Below are 16,134 nucleotides of genomic sequence, written 5' to 3' on the forward strand. Positions count from 1 at the left end.
TTCGGGATCGAGATCCCCGATGACGCCGCCGAGACCATCCAGACCTTCGGCGACGCGGTGAAGTTCATCTCGGAAGCCGCCTGACAACAGTCGTCCTTTACCGGACAGCAGGGCACCCTTCGGGGTGCCTTTTGCGTTTGCGGGTGGGTCCGACGACCCGGCAGGTAGGGTGGGCAATATTGCCCACCCTACGCTTGCGGCAAGTCCCCGCCGTGGTGTCCACGCCCGGCCTTGCCAGCCCGTTGCCCGACCGCCAGTCTGGTCCCCGAAAGAGGAGGCCTTCATGACCGGCAACACCGCCCTTGGCACCATGTTCGGCGCGGCCAATGTCGAGACTTTCATGGGTATCCCGCGAACCCGAGACCTTTCGCGTCTGACGGCGAAGATGGCGCTGATCGGGGCGGATGGGTGCACGCCCTATCCTTCCGTCGGCTTCTACTGTGCGGGCGGCCCTGCGGCGATCCGGGCGGCGGGGGCGGCCTATGCGGCGAACCTCGCCCACATGAACTTTGACCTCGGCGGGCCGGTGTTTCCGGGTGGCGTCTCGGCGGTGGATGCGGGTGACCTGCCGCAGGATATTGCGGACGCGGCGGGGAACCGGGCGCGCATCTTTGGCGCGGTCAGCCAGATCCTGGACCGGGGCGGGGTGCCCATGTTGATCGGGGGCGACGACAGCTTGCCGATCCCCATGCTGGAGGCCTACGGCGCGCGGGGCCGGGGCTACACGATCCTGCAGATCGACGCGCATATCGACTGGCGGGACGAGGTGCATGGCGAACGGCTTGGGCTGTCCTCGACCATGCGGCGGGCCTCCGAGATGGACCACATCGACGCGATCATCCAGGTTGGTCAGCGTGGCATCGGCTCGGCCCGGCTGCAGGATGTTGCGGATGCGGAAGCCTGGGGCGTGGGGTTCGTTCCGTCGGGAGAGGTGGCACGCTATGGCATCGCCCGCGCGCTTGACCTGATCGCCGAAGGGGCGGAGGTCATCGTTTGCCTTGACCTTGACGCGCTGGACCCTGCCATCATGCCCGCTGTGATCGGGCGAACCGCCGGGGGTCTGGGCTACTGGCAGGTGCTGGAGCTGGTCGCGGGCGTGGCCGAAAAAGCGCGGATCGTGGGTTTCGACATGGTGGAATTCATGCCCGCCCGCGACATCGACGGCCAGGGGGCGGCGGTGGCAGCCCAGCTTCTGGCCGCCGTGATGGGCATCGTGGCGCGGCAGGGATGAGGGTTGACGCTTTGTGAACGCCCACGATCAAGCGGTTGATTTCTCTGACTCGGGTCAAGCTGTCCTGCGTGGACACTCCTTGCCCCCGCCGATCCGCTTGCCCCACGGTTGCGCGGGTCGGGGGGGCCGTGTATCACCCGGAAAAGCCTGATCCGTGGGAGAAGAGAGCATGCGTCGCGTCGTGGTCACCGGTCTTGGAATGGTCACCCCCCTTGCCTGCGGGGTCGAGGAGACCTGGAGCCGCCTGATCGCGGGCCAGTCGGGGGCAGGGACGATCACCAAGTTCGACGCGTCGTCCGTCGTGACCCAGTACGCCTGCGAGATCCCGATGGGGGACGGTTCGGACGGGACCTTCAACCCCGACGACTGGATGGAGCCGAAAGAGCAGCGCAAGGTCGATGACTTCATCATCTACGGAATGGCCGCCGCCGTGCAGGCCGTGCGCGATGCCGGGTGGGACGACATCCCGGAGGAAGAGAAGCTGCGGACCGGTGTGATGATCGGGTCGGGGATCGGCGGGCTGAACTCGATCGCCGAGACGGCGGTGCTGATCAAGGAGAAGGGGCCGAAGCGCGTCTCGCCGTTCTTCATTCCCGGCGCGCTGATCAACCTCGTCTCGGGGCAGGTGAGCATCCGCTTCGGCTTCAAGGGGCCGAACCATGCGGTGGTGACGGCCTGCTCGACCGGGGCGCATGCCATTGGCGATGCGGCGCGGCTGATCATGTGGGGGGATGCCGACGTCATGGTCGCGGGCGGGGCGGAAAGCCCGATCAGCGAGATCGGGATCGCCGGGTTCAACGCCTGCAAGGCGCTGTCGACGAAGCGGGCCGATGCGCCGCAGAAGGCCAGCCGGCCCTATGACGCCGACCGCGACGGGTTCGTCATGGGCGAGGGCGCCGGGATCGTCGTGCTGGAGGAGTACGAGCACGCCAAGGCCAGGGGTGCGAAGATCTATTGCGAAGTGCTGGGCTATGGGCTTTCGGGCGACGCCTACCACATCACCGCGCCCAGCGAGGACGGCGACGGCGGGTATCGCAGCATGGCCGCTGCGCTGAAGCGGGCTGGGCTGGAGGCCAAGGACATCGACTATATCAACGCCCACGGGACCAGCACGATGGCCGACACCATCGAACTGGGCGCGGTGGAGCGGCTTTTGGGCGACCATGCGCCGAACGCCACCATGTCCTCGACCAAGTCGTCGATCGGGCACTTGCTGGGGGCTGCGGGCGCGGTAGAGGCGATCTTCTGCGTGCTGGCGATCCGGGATCAGGTGGCGCCGCCGACGATCAACCTGGACAACCCGGCGGTGCAGCCGAGGCTGGACCTCGCCCCGAACAAGGCGGTGCGCCGCAAGATTGATGTGGCGCTGTCGAACAGCTTTGGTTTCGGTGGCACCAACGCAAGTCTTGTCCTGGGCAAGGTGCGCTAGGGATGTGGCGGTCCGTTGCCTCGAATGCGCTGACGCTGTTCATCGTGATCCTGGTCGGGATGGCGGCGCTGGTCGCCTGGGGACGCAACGAGTTCGTGGCACCCGGACCGCTGGCCGAGGCGATCTGCCTGGAAGTGGAGCGGGGGTCCAGCCTGTCGGCCGTCAGCCGGAACCTGGAGGAGCGGGGTGCCATCACCGACGCCCGCATCTTCCGGATGGGTGCAGAGTATTCCGACCGGGCGGCTGACCTGAAGTTCGGCAGCTACATGGTCCCGGCCAGTGCCAGCATGGCCCAAGTGCTGGAAGCGATCACCGCGACGGGCCGGTCGACCTGCGGGCGCGACCTGAACTTCCGGATCGGCGTGACGCGGTCGGATGTCGTGCTCAGCGAGCTTGACCTGACTTCGAACGCCTACACCGAGGTTGCGCGGTTCGATGCGGGCGTCGATCCGCTGCCGCCCGAATACCTGGAAGTCTCGGACGACCCGGCGCTGGTCTTCCGGATCACGGTCGCCGAAGGCGTGACAAGCTGGCAGGTGGTGGATGCGCTGAAGAAGGCGGATTTCCTGCAAGGCGCGCTGGAAACGGTGCCGCCGGAGGGCTCGCTTGCGCCGGGTGGCTATGAGGTCGAGCGCGGAACCGAGCGTGGCACCATCATTGCCGAGATGACGGAAAAGCAGGCGGCGGTCCTGGCTGAGGCTTGGGCGAGCCGGGCCGAGGGGCTGCCCTACGACACGCCGGAAGAGGCGCTGATCATGGCCTCGATCATCGAAAAGGAAACCGCGGTACCGGAAGAGCGCGGCCGGGTGGCCAGCGTCTTCGTCAACCGCATGCAGCAGGGGATGCGGCTGCAGACCGACCCGACGGTGATCTACGGCATCACCAACGGCGAGGGGGTGCTGGGGCGCGGCCTGCGTCAAAGCGAGTTGCGGCGTGAGACGCCCTACAACACCTATGTGATCGACGGATTGCCTCCGACCCCCATCGCCAACCCGGGGGAAGCGTCGATCAAGGCGGCGATGAACCCGGACACGACGGATTACCTGTTCTTCGTCGCGGACGGCACGGGCGGGCATGCCTTTGCCCAGACGCTGGACGAGCACAACGAGAACGTTGCCCGCTGGCGCCGGATCGAAGCCGAGCAGGGCGCGGCCGAGGAGAGCGGCGTCCAGGGCGATTGAAGGTTAACGATCCGTGAAGCTTGCGGTCGGCCAACCATTTGAATTTGCGTCGTTTTTGCTTGACTTGCCGCGCGGTCTGATGTAGACCTTCCGGCATGCTAGAAGAAGTGTCGAAGCGGCCCGGGGTGCCTCCCCGTTGGCCGCTTTTTCATTTCCTTCGTGCGGGGGCAGCATGAGGGGTGACGGGACTAGATGACAGTGAGGTTCACGGGGGACGTGCCCACGCAGGCAGATGTCCTGGGGGTCACGGAACGGCTTTACGAAGAGGCGGTCATCGAGCTTGAGCGCACGATGAACGCCCTGAAGGCCGGGGAATTCAATGAAGTGAAGGCGGCACAGACGGCAATCCGCGAGCTACGCGCGACGGCCCTGGCAGTGTTGCAGGAAAGGGGAAAAGTTGACCAACTCCGCAAGCAGATTGCCGGCCACGTCGGAGCCGGAGGGGCGCTCGACCTTGACGAGGCCCGAGCTGAAATCGGGCGCCGCCTGGCTTGAACATGCTGAACGCAAAGACGATGTCCTATGGCCGTCCGGCGCTTTCGGCCCGCGCGGAGGTTGAGGCGCCGCATCAGAAGGCGTTCAACGCCTATCTGCGGTCGGGCGACGATGACGGCTGCGCGGCCTGACCCTGGAAGGCAAGGCGATGTCGACCGCAGTGGCCGCCGATGGTGGCTATCTTGTTGACCCGCAGACCGCAGAGCGCGTCCAGTCGCTTCTGCTGTCGACCTCGTCGCTGCGGTCGATTGCGAACGTGGTGCAGGTCGAGGCGACCTCGTTCGACGTGATCGTCGACCGGTCCGAGGTTGGTTCGGGCTGGGCGACCGAAACCGCAGCCACAACCGAGACCGCGACCCCGATCATCGAGCGCATCTCGATCAAGCTGCACGAATTGGCGGCGATGCCGAAGGCCAGCCAGCGCCTGCTGGATGACAGCGCCTTCGACGTCGAGGGCTGGCTGGCCGAGAAGATCGCGACCCGGTTCATCCGCGCCGAGGCTGCGGCCTTCATCAACGGCGACGGCGTGGACAAGCCCAAGGGCATCCTGCTGCCGACCAAGGTCGCCAACGCTTCGTGGACCTGGGGCAACATCGGCTATGTGCCGACCGGTGCTGCGGCGGATTTCGCCGCGGTCAACCCGGCCGACTGCATCGTCAACCTGGTCTACGCTCTTGGCTCGGACTACCGGGCCAACGCGGCCTTCGTGATGAACTCGAAGACCGTGGGCGCGGTGCGCAAGATGAAGGATGCCGACGGCCGCTTCCTGTGGTCGGACGGTCTGGCGGCAAACGAGCCTGCGCGTCTGATGGGCTATCCGGTGCTGGTGTCGGAGGACATGCCCGACATCGCGGCCAACGCCTTCGCCATTGCCTTCGGCGACTTCCGTGCGGCCTACACCATCGCGGAACGCCCGGACCTGCGGATCCTGCGCGACCCGTTCTCGGCCAAGCCCAACGTCCTGTTCTACGCCAACAAGCGCGTCGGCGGCGACATTACCGACTTTGCGGCGATCAAGCTGCTTCGCGTCGCGGTGTCCTGATGACCCGGCCCGGCCCCCACGGCGGGGGTCGGGCCATTCCCGTGCCTTGCAACACCTGAAGGCCCGGCCGCGGGCGGAGATCTGATCATGATGTTGACCGAAGAGACCCCGGTGCCCTCGGTGGCCCTGCCGGTAGAGGAGATGAAGGACCATCTGCGGATGGGGTCCGGATTTGCCGATGACGGGCTGCAGGACGTGTTGATCGAAACCTATCTTCGCGCCGCGATGGCGGCGATCGAAGGACGGATCGGCAAGATGCTGTTCCAACGCCGCTTCCTGTTGGTACTGGACTGTTGGCGGGATGCCGAGCAGGCGCTTCCGGTGTCGCCGGTGTTTCGTCAGCCTGACCCTTGTCGATGCAGGTGGGGCGGAAGTGGTTGCTCCGGCCACGGCTTACCGGCTGATCAAGGACCTGCACCGGCCGCGACTGGCGGGCAAGGGAACTTCGTTGCCGACGATCCCGAGCGGGGGATGGTCAGGGTGGTCTTTGATGCTTGGCGGCGCCGTCCGAGGGGTAGCCCTGATCCCGGGGATTGGAGAGTACGGCCTGGCCACGACACCGGTGCACTATGCGGAGGCGCTTGGACGGAACAGGTCGGCCAATGTTCACTATCCGTCCGGAAAAACCGACTTTGCGACAAGTCTGGAACAGCTGACGCAGGAACTGCCAAACGCCGGGGCGGTGTCGCTTGTTGTGTCGTGGTTCGGAGACGATCTGCACTGTTCGGCCGAAAGTCGAGCAGACTCTGTTGGACGGTGTTGGAATGCCGTGGCGTGCCGGCGGGATTGCTCGGGCTGCCGCATTGGAAGTGCCGAAGGTCGACGGGGCCAGCCGCCCGAATGGCGCGGATGGCTTCGATGACAGAGGCATCGGCGGGCGTCCCACCATAGACAGATCCGTTCCGCCAGATCACTATTGCGGCCTGATTGGAAGACGTAAGGGGCTTCATCCATGCCAACCCATTTCAAGAATTGATGAAGGAACGCACAGAATTGCATGTCGCGTGACAATCCGGTTGTGGTATCTAGGTCCCACAACCGGAGGCTTCGCCCATGTTTGAAACCAGATCCAAGCTTAGCGCCGTCGACCCGGTTTGGCGTCGGGTTTGCGAAGAAGCCGTCGATGCAATTCGTGACGAGCCGTTGCTTGGCGGGCTGATCCACTCGGGTCTTCTGCACCATTCCACGCTGGAGCGGGCACTTGCGTACCGCTTTTCGCTCAAGCTCGCTTCCGGCGAAATGAGCGAGCAGATCCTGAGAGAGATTGCTGATCAGGCCTATGACAGCGCCCCGGAAATCGGCACCGCTGCCCGCTCGGACCTCATGGCGGTCTACGAACGTGACCCGGCTTGCCATCGCTTCATGCAGCCGCTTCTGTTCTTCAAGGGCTACCAGGCCGTCCAGGCCTACCGCATCGGTCACTGGCTGTGGCAGGCAGGTCGCATAGATCTTGCCTATTTCGTCCAGATGCGGGTCTCCGAAGTCTTCGGCGTCGACATTCATCCCGCAGCCCGCGTCGGCAAGGGGATCATGATCGACCATGCCCATTCCATTGTCATCGGCGAGACGGCGGTGGTCGGCGACAACGTGTCGATGCTGCACTCTGTCACTCTTGGTGGGACCGGCAAGGAAGACGGCGACCGGCATCCCAAGATCGGGGACGGAGTGTTGATCGGGGCCGGGGCGAAGGTCCTCGGCAACATACATGTCGGCCGCTGCTCGCGCATTGCCGCAGGCTCCGTGGTGCTTGAGGATGTTCCCCCCAACACAACCGTCGCCGGGGTTCCCGCGCGCGTGGTGGGCAAGGCGGGTTGTGCCCAGCCTGCCTTGACGATGGACCAGATCCTCAAGGCGGAATGACCAACTCAGCATGATCCCCGCCCTTCGTGTGTTCGCCGCCCGCGTGACTGGGCAGGCCATCTCGACCTTCGCCCGTTTCATGACCGCCCCCCGTGCCATCTGGCAGGGGATCGAGCCGGTGCCGCATCAGCGCGTCTACTTCGCCAACCACTCTTCGAACGGCGACTTCGTTCTGCTGTGGACCACGCTCCCCAGCCCCCTGCGTCGCCAGACCCGCCCGGTCGCCGCACTGGACTACTGGCTGACCTCGCCGCTACGCGCCTTCATCGGCCGCGAGGTCTTCAACGCCGTCCTCATCGACCGTCGCCCTGAAGCGCGGACCGAGGACCCGGTGGCCCAGATGGTCGCAGCACTTGACCAGGGGTCGTCGCTCATTCTCTTCCCCGAAGGCCAGCGCAACAGCTCGGACGCGCCGCTGCTGCCCTTCAAGTCCGGGCTTTACCACCTTGCCAAGGCCCGCCCCGACGTCGACCTTGTCCCCGTCTGGATCGCCAACCTCAACCGTGTGATGCCGAAGGGTGAAGTCATTCCCGTCCCGCTGATCTGCACCCTCACTTTCGGCGCGCCGCTTCACGTTGCGCCCGACGAGACGAAAGAGGCCTTCCTCGCCCGCGCCACCGAGGCGCTGCTTGCGCTGAAGGCCCCCGCATGACATCGCCGCATCTCCTCTGGCTGCTCGCCGGCGTCGGAACCATCCTGGTTCTGGCCTCCATCGTGGGCGAAATCCTCCGCGCCCGCCTGTCGCCCGCCGGCCAGAACCCGGTGATCGAGAACCTGAACGCCCGCATAAATGCCTGGTGGGTGATGGTGATCTGCCTGGCGCTCGCCTTCATCGCGGGCAAGCCGGGCGTCGTCCTCCTCTTCGCGCTCTGCTCCTTTGCCGCACTCCGCGAATTCCTGACCCTGACGACCCACAACCGCGCCGACCATTGGTCCTTGGTCGCCTGCTTCTTCCTGATCCTGCCGCTGCAATATGCGTTCCTCGCGACGGACTGGTACGGGATGTATTCGATCTTCATCCCTGTCTACGCCTTCCTCCTTCTGCCCGTCATCTCCTCCCTCCGCGGCTCCACCAAGGACTTCCTGATCCGCGTTTCTGAAACCCAATGGGCGCTGATGATTTGCGTCTATTGCGCAAGCCACGTGCCTGCACTCCTCTACCTCCAGATCCCGGGGTTCGAGGGCCGCAACGTCATCCTCATCGCCTATCTGATCTTCGTCGTGCAACTGTCGGACGTCATGCAATATGTCTGGGGCAAGCTGATCGGCCGGACCAAGGTCGCGCCCACCCTCTCGCCCTCCAAGACCTGGGAGGGGCTGGTTGGCGGCACCCTGACCGCCACTGGCGTCGGCACGGCCCTGTACTGGATGACCCCGTTCTCTCCGCTTGAAGCGGCGGGCATGTGCCTTCTGATCACCCTGATGGGCTTTTTCGGCGGCCTCGTCATGTCGGCCATCAAGCGCGACCGGGGGATCAAGGACTGGGGCCACCTCATCGCCGGACACGGCGGCTTCCTTGACCGGCTCGACAGCGTGATCTTCGCCGCCCCGATCTTCTTCCACGTCACCCGCTGGGTCTGGTCGACGACATGAGCCGCCAGTATACTTCGGAAAACCGCCGGCCCCTCACCTCGCGCAACTCCCGATGGGCTGCGCGCCTCGCCTCCTGGGCGGTGGCCAAAGGCCTCACGCCCAACCAGATCAGCCAGGCCTCGATGGGTTTCGCAGCCCTCGGGTTCCTGCTCTATTGGCTCTCCCCCCAAGGCCCCGGCATCCTTCAGTCCCTCTGCCTCCTCCTCGCCGCCGCCACCCTCCAGGCCCGCCTCGTCTGCAACCTGATCGACGGCATGGTCGCGATCGAAGGCGGCAAGGGCGCCAAGGACGGCCCCTTCTGGAACGAGGCGCCAGACCGCGCCTCCGACTTCCTGTTCTTCACCGGCGCAGGCCTCGCCGCAGGCCAACCCGACCTCGGCCTCCTCGCCGCCGCCCTCGCCATCGCCACCGCCTACATCCGCGAACTTGGCCGGGCCGAGGGCTTCCCCCCCGACTTCTCCGGCCCCCTCGCCAAGCCGCAGCGCATGGCCGTCCTGACCGCAGGCACCACCCTCGCCGCACTCTACGCGACCGAATGGACCCTGACCGTCACGCTCTGGATCATCGTCGCCGGCACAGCCGCCACGATCCTCCGCCGGTCATGGACCCTGATCGAAAAGCTCAAAACCAAATAGAAAAGGGGGACCGAAGCCCCCTATTTCATACTGGTCCAAATATCCCGCGGGGGGTGCGGGGGGCGCGAAGCCCCCCGCTCCGACAGATCAAGCCAGCATCACCATCGGATTTTCCAGCGCCTCGATGATCGCCTTCAGGAATTCCGCCCCCAAGGCCCCGTCGATCACCCGGTGATCCACCGACAGCGTCATCGACATCACCGTCGCGACCCCAATCGTCCCGTCGCCCATGACCACCGGCTTCTTGATGCCAGCCCCAACGGCCAGGATCGACCCATGCGGCGGGTTTATGACGGCGTCGAAGTTCTCGATCCCCATCATTCCCAGGTTCGAGATCGCAAACGACCCGCCCTGGTACTCATGCGGCGCAAGCTTCTTGGTCTTCGCCCGGCCCGCAAGGTCCTTCATCTCCGCCGACAGGGCGCTCAGCGACTTCTTGTCCGCATCGCGCAGGACCGGGGTAAACAGACCCCCCTCAACAGCAACAGCCACCGCCACATCCGACGGCTTCAGCCGCAGCATCCGGTCCCCCGCCCAGACGGTGTTCGCCGCCGGCACCGCCTGCAGCGCCATCGCGCAGGCCTTGATGATGAAGTCGTTCACCGACAGCTTCACCCCACGCCCCTCAAGCTGCTTGTTCAGCGTCTCGCGGAACGCCATCAGCGCATCCAGCCGCACCTCGCGACGCAAGTAGAAGTGCGGAATGGTCTGCTTGGCCTCGGTCAGCCGCGCCGCCACCGTGCGCCGCATCCCGTCCAGCGCCACTTCTTCGAAGGGCCGGTCGGCATACATCTTCAGCACCGTCTCCGCCGCCATGCCCGTGGGCATCCCGCCCGCCGGTTTCGCCGGGGCAGGGGCCGCATTTGCAGCCTCGACCGCGACCGTAGGCCGGGCTTCAGACCGGCTCACCGCCGTAATCCCTTCGACATCCGCCCGCACGATCCGCCCATGCGGGCCCGAGCCCTTCACGGCCCCCAGATCGAGGCCCTTCTCCTTGGCAATCCGCCGCGCCAGCGGCGAGGCAAACACCCGCGCACCCCCCGCAACCGGAGCCGCCACAGGCGCAGCCGCCGGGGCAGGGACCGGCGCCGACGAGCCGCCCGACGAGGCGACAGCCGAGGAGGCGGACGAGGAGGCAACCGCCGCAGGCTTCGCAACAACCGCCGAAGCATCCTCCCCTTCGTCCAACAACACCGCAATCGGAGTGTTCACCTTCACCCCCGCAGTCCCCTCGGCCACAAGGATCTTGCCGACGACCCCCTCATCGACCGCCTCGAACTCCATCGTCGCCTTGTCGGTCTCGATCTCGGCCAGGATCTGGCCCGACTTGACCGCGTCCCCCTCCTTGACCAGCCACTTCGCCAGCGTCCCTTCCTCCATCGTCGGAGACAGCGCAGGCATCAGAATTTCGGTAGCCATGGCTTCACCTCACCGGTAGCAGACGGATTTGACGGCGGTAACAACCTCCGCCGGAGTAATCAGGGCGAACTTCTCCAGGTTGGCCGCATAGGGCATCGGCACGTCCTTGCCCGTGCAGGTGATGACCGGGGCGTCCAGATAATCGAACGCCCGCTGCATCACCGTGCTGGCGATATGGTCGCCGATGGAGCCCACCGGGAAACCTTCCTCGACCGTCACACAGCGGTTGGTCTTCATCACCGAAGCCAGCACCGTGTCATAGTCGATGGGCCGCAGGGTGCGCAGGTTGATCACCTCGGCGCTGATCCCTTCGCCTGCCAGCGTCTCTGCCGCAGCCAGCGCATGAGCAACCCCGATGCCGAACGACACGATGGTAACGTCCGAACCTGCGCGCATGATCGACGCTTTCCCGAACGGCACCACGAAATCGGGGTCCGTCGGCACCTCGAAGGACCGCCCGTACAGGATCTCGTTTTCCAGGAAGACCACCGGGTTTGGATCGCGAATGGCCGTCTTCAGAAGACCTTTCGCATCCGCCGCCGAATAGGGCATGCAGACCCGCATCCCCGGGATCGCCGCATACCAGGCCGCATAGTCCTGGCTGTGCTGCGCGCCGACCCGTGCCGCCGCCCCGTTCGGGCCGCGGAACACCATCGGGCTGCCCATCTGGCCCCCCGACATGTACAGCGTCTTGGCCGCCGAGTTGATGATGTGGTCCATCGCCTGCATCGAGAAGTTGAAGGTCATGAACTCGACGATCGGCTTCAGCCCACCCCACGAGGCACCAACCCCGATCCCGGCAAAGCCCATCTCGGTGATTGGCGTATCCACCACCCGGCGCGGCCCGAATTCATCCAGCAGGCCCTGGCTGATCTTGTAGGCCCCCTGATACTCCCCGACCTCTTCCCCCATCAGGAAGACCGTCGGATCGGCCCGCATCTCTTCGGCCATCGCTTCGCGCAACGCCTCGCGGACCGTCATCGTCTTCGTCGGTCCCTCAGGCAGGTCGGTATGCGGCCAACCAGACGCCGCCGCTACCGGGGCAGGGGCCGCAGCCATCGCCGCAACCGTAGGCCGGGCTTCAGACCGGCTCTCCACCGTCGCCACCGGAACCACCTCTGCGGCAGCCTTCGGGGCGTCCGACACCGTCTCGCCCTCCTCAACCAGCACCGCGATGGGCGTATTCACCTTCACCCCCGCCGTGCCTTCCGCGACCAGGATCTTGCCGACGACACCTTCATCGACCGCCTCGAACTCCATCGTCGCCTTGTCGGTCTCGATCTCGGCCAGAATCTGCCCCGACTTGACCGTATCGCCTTCCTTCACCAGCCATTTGGCCAGCGTGCCTTCCTCCATCGTGGGGGACAGCGCGGGCATCAGAATTTCGGTTGCCATGTCTATTCCCCCTTAGACCGTGATATCCGTCCAAAGCTCGGACAGGTCCGGCTCCGGGCTTTCCTTGGCGAACTCGGCGCTCTCGTTCACGATCGCCTTGATCTCCTTGTCGATGGCCTTCAACTCCTCGTCGGAGGCAAGACCACCTTGCGTCAGCAAATCGCGCACATGCTCGATGCAGTCCTTCTCGGTCTTGATCTTCTCGACCTCTTCCCGCGTGCGATATTTCGCCGGGTCCGACATCGAATGTCCCCGATACCGATAAGTCATCATCTCCAGGATATACGGCCCGTTCCCGGCCCGGCAGTGCGCAATCGCCTTCTCGCCCGCCGCCTTGACCGCCAGCACGTCCATCCCGTCGACCTGCTCGCCCGGAATACCGTAGGCAAGGCCACGCCCGAAATAGGTGGTGGACTTGGTCGACCGCTTCACGCTGGTCCCCATCGCGTAGCCGTTGTTTTCGATGACGAAAATCACCGGCAGCTGCCAAAGCTCGGCCATATTGTAGGTCTCATAGACCTGGCCCTGGTTCGCAGCCCCATCGCCAAAGTAGGTGAAGGTCACGTTGTCATTGCCCAGATACTTGTCCGCAAAGGCCAAACCCGCCCCCAGCGGCACCTGAGCGCCAACAATCCCGTGCCCACCATAGAAATGTTTCTCTTTCGAGAACATGTGCATCGAGCCGCCCTTGCCCTTGGAGTAGCCCCCAATCCGCCCGGTCAGTTCGGCCATCACGCCCTTGGGGTCCATCCCGCAGGCCAGCATGTGCCCGTGGTCACGGTAACTGGTGACCCGCTTGTCGCCTTCCTTGGTCGCGGCTTCCAGGCCCACGACCACTGCTTCCTGCCCGATGTACAGGTGGCAGAACCCGCCGATCAGACCCATGCCGTAAAGCTGGCCCGCCTTTTCCTCGAACCGCCGGATCAGCAGCATCTCGCGGTAGTATTTCAGCAGGTCGTCCTTCGAGACATTCGGTCTCGCATCAGGCTTCTTCGCCATCGGGCCCCTCCCAGAGCTTGGGTTTTGCATCTGCAAAATGGTTTAGTGTTAAACCATCTATACAGCATCGGCATTTATTGGGTCAAAAGGATTCTCGTTGTCCGGGACCCGCCGGGCGACATGGCACCTATGCGTCAGGCGAGGGTCTGCCGATGCCGATTCGAAGATCCAAGGTTAACACCAGATGACCCATACGCGCGTCTGTATGAAAGCCATACGCGATCCATACCGAAACCAGATCACGAAACAGGGGCAGGGTCCGTGGATTAACGCAAAGGACGCAAGAGCTTAGCGGATGGCGATCTCGTCGCTGCGCATATAGCCCAGGACATCCCGGGTCTGTTGATCCAGAAGGTCGAGGTCGAGGAAGTCGTCCGACAGCCGGTGCGTGAGGTTCTGCATTTCGGCCAGGTCCGCCTGCAGGCGGTCACGCTCGGCTGTCAGCGTCGCGGCCTCGGCCTTGATCGCCACGCGGGCGAACATGCCATAGTCGCCCTGCACGGCGGCAAAGGTGAAGTAGACCCCCAGCGTGCCGACGAAAGCCAGATAGACCAGCCCGCCGAACCCTCTTTGCGTGTGAACTGCCGACATGCGCCCTTCTCCGGCCCCTCTGGCGGGGGCCTGCAAGTACCATGCCACATCACGAATCGCTTGTGAATCCTGAAAATGCATCCCGCTCAAAGACTTGAGCGGAAATCGGGGGCAGGGCGCCCCCGCCACAACCTCAGGTAATCGAGGCCACGTAGATCCCGTCCACCGCGCCTTGCAGCACGGCATCGAACTCGGCATCTGACTGCTGCGCCGACAGGCCTTCCGACAGCGCCCGGCTGAAGCTGGCGATGATCCCGTGGTTCTGCGCCAGGATCTCGTTCGCCTTGTCGCGGGAATGCCCGCCCGACAGCGCCACGACCTTCAGCACTTTCGGATGCTTGACCAGCGGCTGGTAGAAATCCGGGATGGTCGGCAGCGATAGCTTCAGCATCACCTGGCCCTCAAGCCCTTCCAGCGCCTTCAGAATTTCCTCCTGCAGGATCGCCTCGGCCTCGGCCTTGTCGGCAATGGAAATGGTCACTTCCGGCTCCAGGATCGGCATCAGCCCATGTGCCGCCACCTGCCGACCCAGCTCGAACTGCTGCGCCACGATGGCTGCAATCCCCTTGCGGTTCGCCGCATTGATGACCGACCGCTCCTTGGTCCCGTAGATCCCCGCCTTCGCCGCCCGCGCCAGCAGCGCATCCAGCCCCGGAATCGGCTTCATCAGCTGGACGCCATCCGCCTCGGCCTCCAACCCCTTGTCAATCTTCAGAAAAGGCACCACGCCGCGCTTGTCCCACAGGTAGGTCGCGGTCGGGATGCCGTCGATGGTCCGGTCCATCGTCTGTTCAAACAGGATCGCGCCCACCACCTTGTCGCCGGTAAAGGCGGGCGACTTGATGATCCGTGCCCGCATCGCATGGATCAGGTCGAACATCTGCTCTTCGCCGGAGTATTCACTCTCGGAAACCCCATACAACTTCAAGGCCTTGGGGGTCGAGCCGCCCGACTGGTCAAGCGCCGCGATAAAGCCGCGCCCGCTGCGCACCTGTTCGGTCATCTTCGCGTTGGTCATGTCCGTCTCCCAGATTTCAGTGCAGGCATAGCCCCGAAGGCCCGTCCACTCAACCCATCAGCGCCTGAACGCCCGGCAGGTCCTTGCCTTCCATCCACTCCAGGAAGGCCCCGCCCGCCGTGGAAATGAAGGTGAAATCATCCGCCGCCCCCGCCGCGTTCAGCGCGGCCACGGTATCTCCGCCGCCCGCCACCGAAATCAGGCCCCCCGCGCGGGTCAACCGCGCCGCCGCCAGTGCCGCCGCATTGGTCGCCGCGTTGAATGGCTCGATCTCGAAGGCCCCCAAAGGTCCGTTCCAGATCAAGGTCCTGGACGCGGCGAACACCGCCTCCAGCGCCACCACCGTCTTTGGGCCCGCATCCAGGATCATCGCGTCGGGCGGGCATTTCTGCACGTCGACGGTCTGGCTCTCGGCCCCCGCCTTGAACTCGCGCGCGACGACGATATCGACCGGCAGGTGGATTTGGCACCCCGCCTTCTGAGCCCGATGCCGGATTTCCCGCGCGGTTTCCGCCATCTCGCGTTCTGCCAGCGACCGGCCAACCTCGATCCCCTCGGCCACAAGGAACGTGTTCGCCATCCCCCCGCCGATCACCAGATGGTCGACCTTGGTCACCAGGTTCGCCAGAAGCTCGATCTTGGTCGAAACCTTCGCCCCGCCCACAACCGCCACCACCGGCCGCTGCGGATTGCCCAAAGCCGCTTCCAGTGCCTTCAACTCGGCCTCCATCAGCCGCCCCGCCGCCGCAGGCAACAGCCGCGCCAAGCCTTCCGTCGAGGCATGCGCCCGGTGCGCCGCCGAAAACGCATCGTTCACATAGACATCGCCCAGCTTGGCCATCTGCGCCGCAAGCTCGGGATCGTTCTTCTCCTCGCCCGGATGAAAGCGGGTGTTCTCCAGCAAAACCACCTCACCAGCCCCCGCCTTGGCAATCGCCGCCACCGCAGCCTCACCCACGCAGTCCGAGCCAAACACGACCTTCCGCCCCAGCGACCCGGCCACGGCATCCACGACATGGGACAGGCTCATCTCCGGCACGACCTTGCCTTTGGGCCGGTCGAAATGCGCCAGAAGCACCACCTTGCCGCCCTTGGCGATGATCGCCTCGACCGTCGGCCTGATCTTGTCGATCCGGGTCATGTCGGTGACCCGGCCCGCTTCCATCGGCACGTTGATGTCGACCCGCACCAGCACCGTCTTCCCGCCAAGGTCCATGTCGTCCAGGGTTTTCCAGGGCATCGCGTT

At 64.9% G+C, this 16,134-nt stretch carries 15 protein-coding genes and 2 pseudogenes; 11 read left to right on the forward strand and 6 right to left on the reverse strand.

Annotated features, from left to right (window positions below; translation table 11 throughout):
• The 11 genes and pseudogenes from U1E69_RS07825 to U1E69_RS07875 all read left to right on the forward strand — a co-directional run.
• Positions 1 to 84, forward strand: a pseudogene (locus tag U1E69_RS07825) (acyl carrier protein); the annotation flags it as partial.
• A 199-nt stretch (positions 85 to 283) separates the two neighbouring features.
• The gene (locus tag U1E69_RS07830; RefSeq protein WP_322243795.1) at positions 284 to 1,231 is read left to right on the forward strand and encodes an arginase family protein; all 948 of its coding nucleotides are present in this window, start codon (positions 284 to 286) and stop codon (positions 1,229 to 1,231) included.
• 169 nt (positions 1,232 to 1,400) lie between these two features.
• Complete coding sequence (fabF, locus tag U1E69_RS07835; protein ID WP_322243796.1) at positions 1,401 to 2,660, forward strand: beta-ketoacyl-ACP synthase II; 1,260 nt, start codon at positions 1,401 to 1,403, stop codon at positions 2,658 to 2,660.
• Between the two features lie 2 nt (positions 2,661 to 2,662).
• Positions 2,663 to 3,841 carry an endolytic transglycosylase MltG gene (gene mltG / locus U1E69_RS07840; RefSeq protein ID WP_322243797.1) on the forward strand — a complete coding sequence of 393 codons (1,179 nt, stop codon included), beginning with the start codon at positions 2,663 to 2,665 and terminating at the stop codon, positions 3,839 to 3,841.
• 192 nt (positions 3,842 to 4,033) lie between these two features.
• Positions 4,034 to 4,336, forward strand: a complete 303-nt coding sequence (locus U1E69_RS07845) for a hypothetical protein (RefSeq protein WP_322243798.1) — start codon at positions 4,034 to 4,036, stop codon at positions 4,334 to 4,336.
• Positions 4,333 to 5,378: pseudogene (locus U1E69_RS07850) on the forward strand (phage major capsid protein); the annotation flags it as partial. The gene U1E69_RS07845 and the pseudogene U1E69_RS07850, both read left to right, overlap by 4 nt.
• Before the next feature lie 90 nt (positions 5,379 to 5,468).
• Positions 5,469 to 6,269: a head-tail connector protein gene (locus U1E69_RS07855; protein ID WP_322243831.1), complete on the forward strand. Its 801-nt coding sequence runs from the start codon at positions 5,469 to 5,471 to the stop codon at positions 6,267 to 6,269.
• Positions 6,270 to 6,431: 162 nt separating this feature from the next.
• A complete protein-coding gene (gene cysE, locus U1E69_RS07860; protein ID WP_322243799.1) occupies positions 6,432 to 7,238 on the forward strand; it encodes a serine O-acetyltransferase in 807 nt (268 codons plus the stop codon).
• A 10-nt stretch (positions 7,239 to 7,248) separates the two neighbouring features.
• Positions 7,249 to 7,890, forward strand: coding sequence for a lysophospholipid acyltransferase family protein (locus tag U1E69_RS07865; RefSeq protein WP_322243800.1), 642 nt, complete (start codon positions 7,249 to 7,251; stop codon positions 7,888 to 7,890).
• Positions 7,887 to 8,831 (forward strand): phosphatidate cytidylyltransferase, encoded by a 945-nt coding sequence (locus U1E69_RS07870; protein ID WP_322243801.1) that lies wholly within the window; start codon positions 7,887 to 7,889, stop codon positions 8,829 to 8,831. The genes U1E69_RS07865 and U1E69_RS07870 overlap by 4 nt, the downstream gene beginning before the upstream one ends.
• A complete protein-coding gene (locus tag U1E69_RS07875; RefSeq protein ID WP_322243802.1) occupies positions 8,828 to 9,466 on the forward strand; it encodes a CDP-alcohol phosphatidyltransferase family protein in 639 nt (212 codons plus the stop codon). Before U1E69_RS07870 ends, U1E69_RS07875 begins: the two co-directional genes overlap by 4 nt.
• A gap of 87 nt (positions 9,467 to 9,553) precedes the next feature.
• Here U1E69_RS07875 and U1E69_RS07880 read toward each other — a convergent pair whose 3' ends face one another.
• From U1E69_RS07880 to U1E69_RS07905, 6 genes are all read right to left on the reverse strand, one after another.
• Positions 9,554 to 10,885 carry a pyruvate dehydrogenase complex dihydrolipoamide acetyltransferase gene (locus U1E69_RS07880; protein WP_322243803.1) on the reverse strand — a complete coding sequence of 444 codons (1,332 nt, stop codon included), beginning with the start codon at positions 10,883 to 10,885 and terminating at the stop codon, positions 9,554 to 9,556.
• Positions 10,886 to 10,894: 9 nt separating this feature from the next.
• Positions 10,895 to 12,280 (reverse strand): pyruvate dehydrogenase complex E1 component subunit beta, encoded by a 1,386-nt coding sequence (locus tag U1E69_RS07885; RefSeq protein ID WP_322243804.1) that lies wholly within the window; start codon positions 12,278 to 12,280, stop codon positions 10,895 to 10,897.
• Between the two features lie 12 nt (positions 12,281 to 12,292).
• A complete protein-coding gene (gene pdhA / locus U1E69_RS07890) occupies positions 12,293 to 13,279 on the reverse strand; it encodes a pyruvate dehydrogenase (acetyl-transferring) E1 component subunit alpha (protein ID WP_295079770.1) in 987 nt (328 codons plus the stop codon).
• A 288-nt stretch (positions 13,280 to 13,567) separates the two neighbouring features.
• Positions 13,568 to 13,870 carry an FtsB family cell division protein gene (locus tag U1E69_RS07895; protein ID WP_322243805.1) on the reverse strand — a complete coding sequence of 101 codons (303 nt, stop codon included), beginning with the start codon at positions 13,868 to 13,870 and terminating at the stop codon, positions 13,568 to 13,570.
• A 133-nt stretch (positions 13,871 to 14,003) separates the two neighbouring features.
• The gene (locus U1E69_RS07900) at positions 14,004 to 14,888 is read right to left on the reverse strand and encodes a fructose bisphosphate aldolase (protein ID WP_322243806.1); all 885 of its coding nucleotides are present in this window, start codon (positions 14,886 to 14,888) and stop codon (positions 14,004 to 14,006) included.
• Between the two features lie 49 nt (positions 14,889 to 14,937).
• Positions 14,938 to 16,128 (reverse strand): phosphoglycerate kinase, encoded by a 1,191-nt coding sequence (locus tag U1E69_RS07905; protein WP_322243807.1) that lies wholly within the window; start codon positions 16,126 to 16,128, stop codon positions 14,938 to 14,940.
• Between the last annotated feature and the right edge of the window lie 6 nt (positions 16,129 to 16,134).

It is taken from the genome of Tabrizicola sp. (genome assembly GCF_034366665.1).
Taxonomy (GTDB): domain Bacteria; phylum Pseudomonadota; class Alphaproteobacteria; order Rhodobacterales; family Rhodobacteraceae; genus Tabrizicola.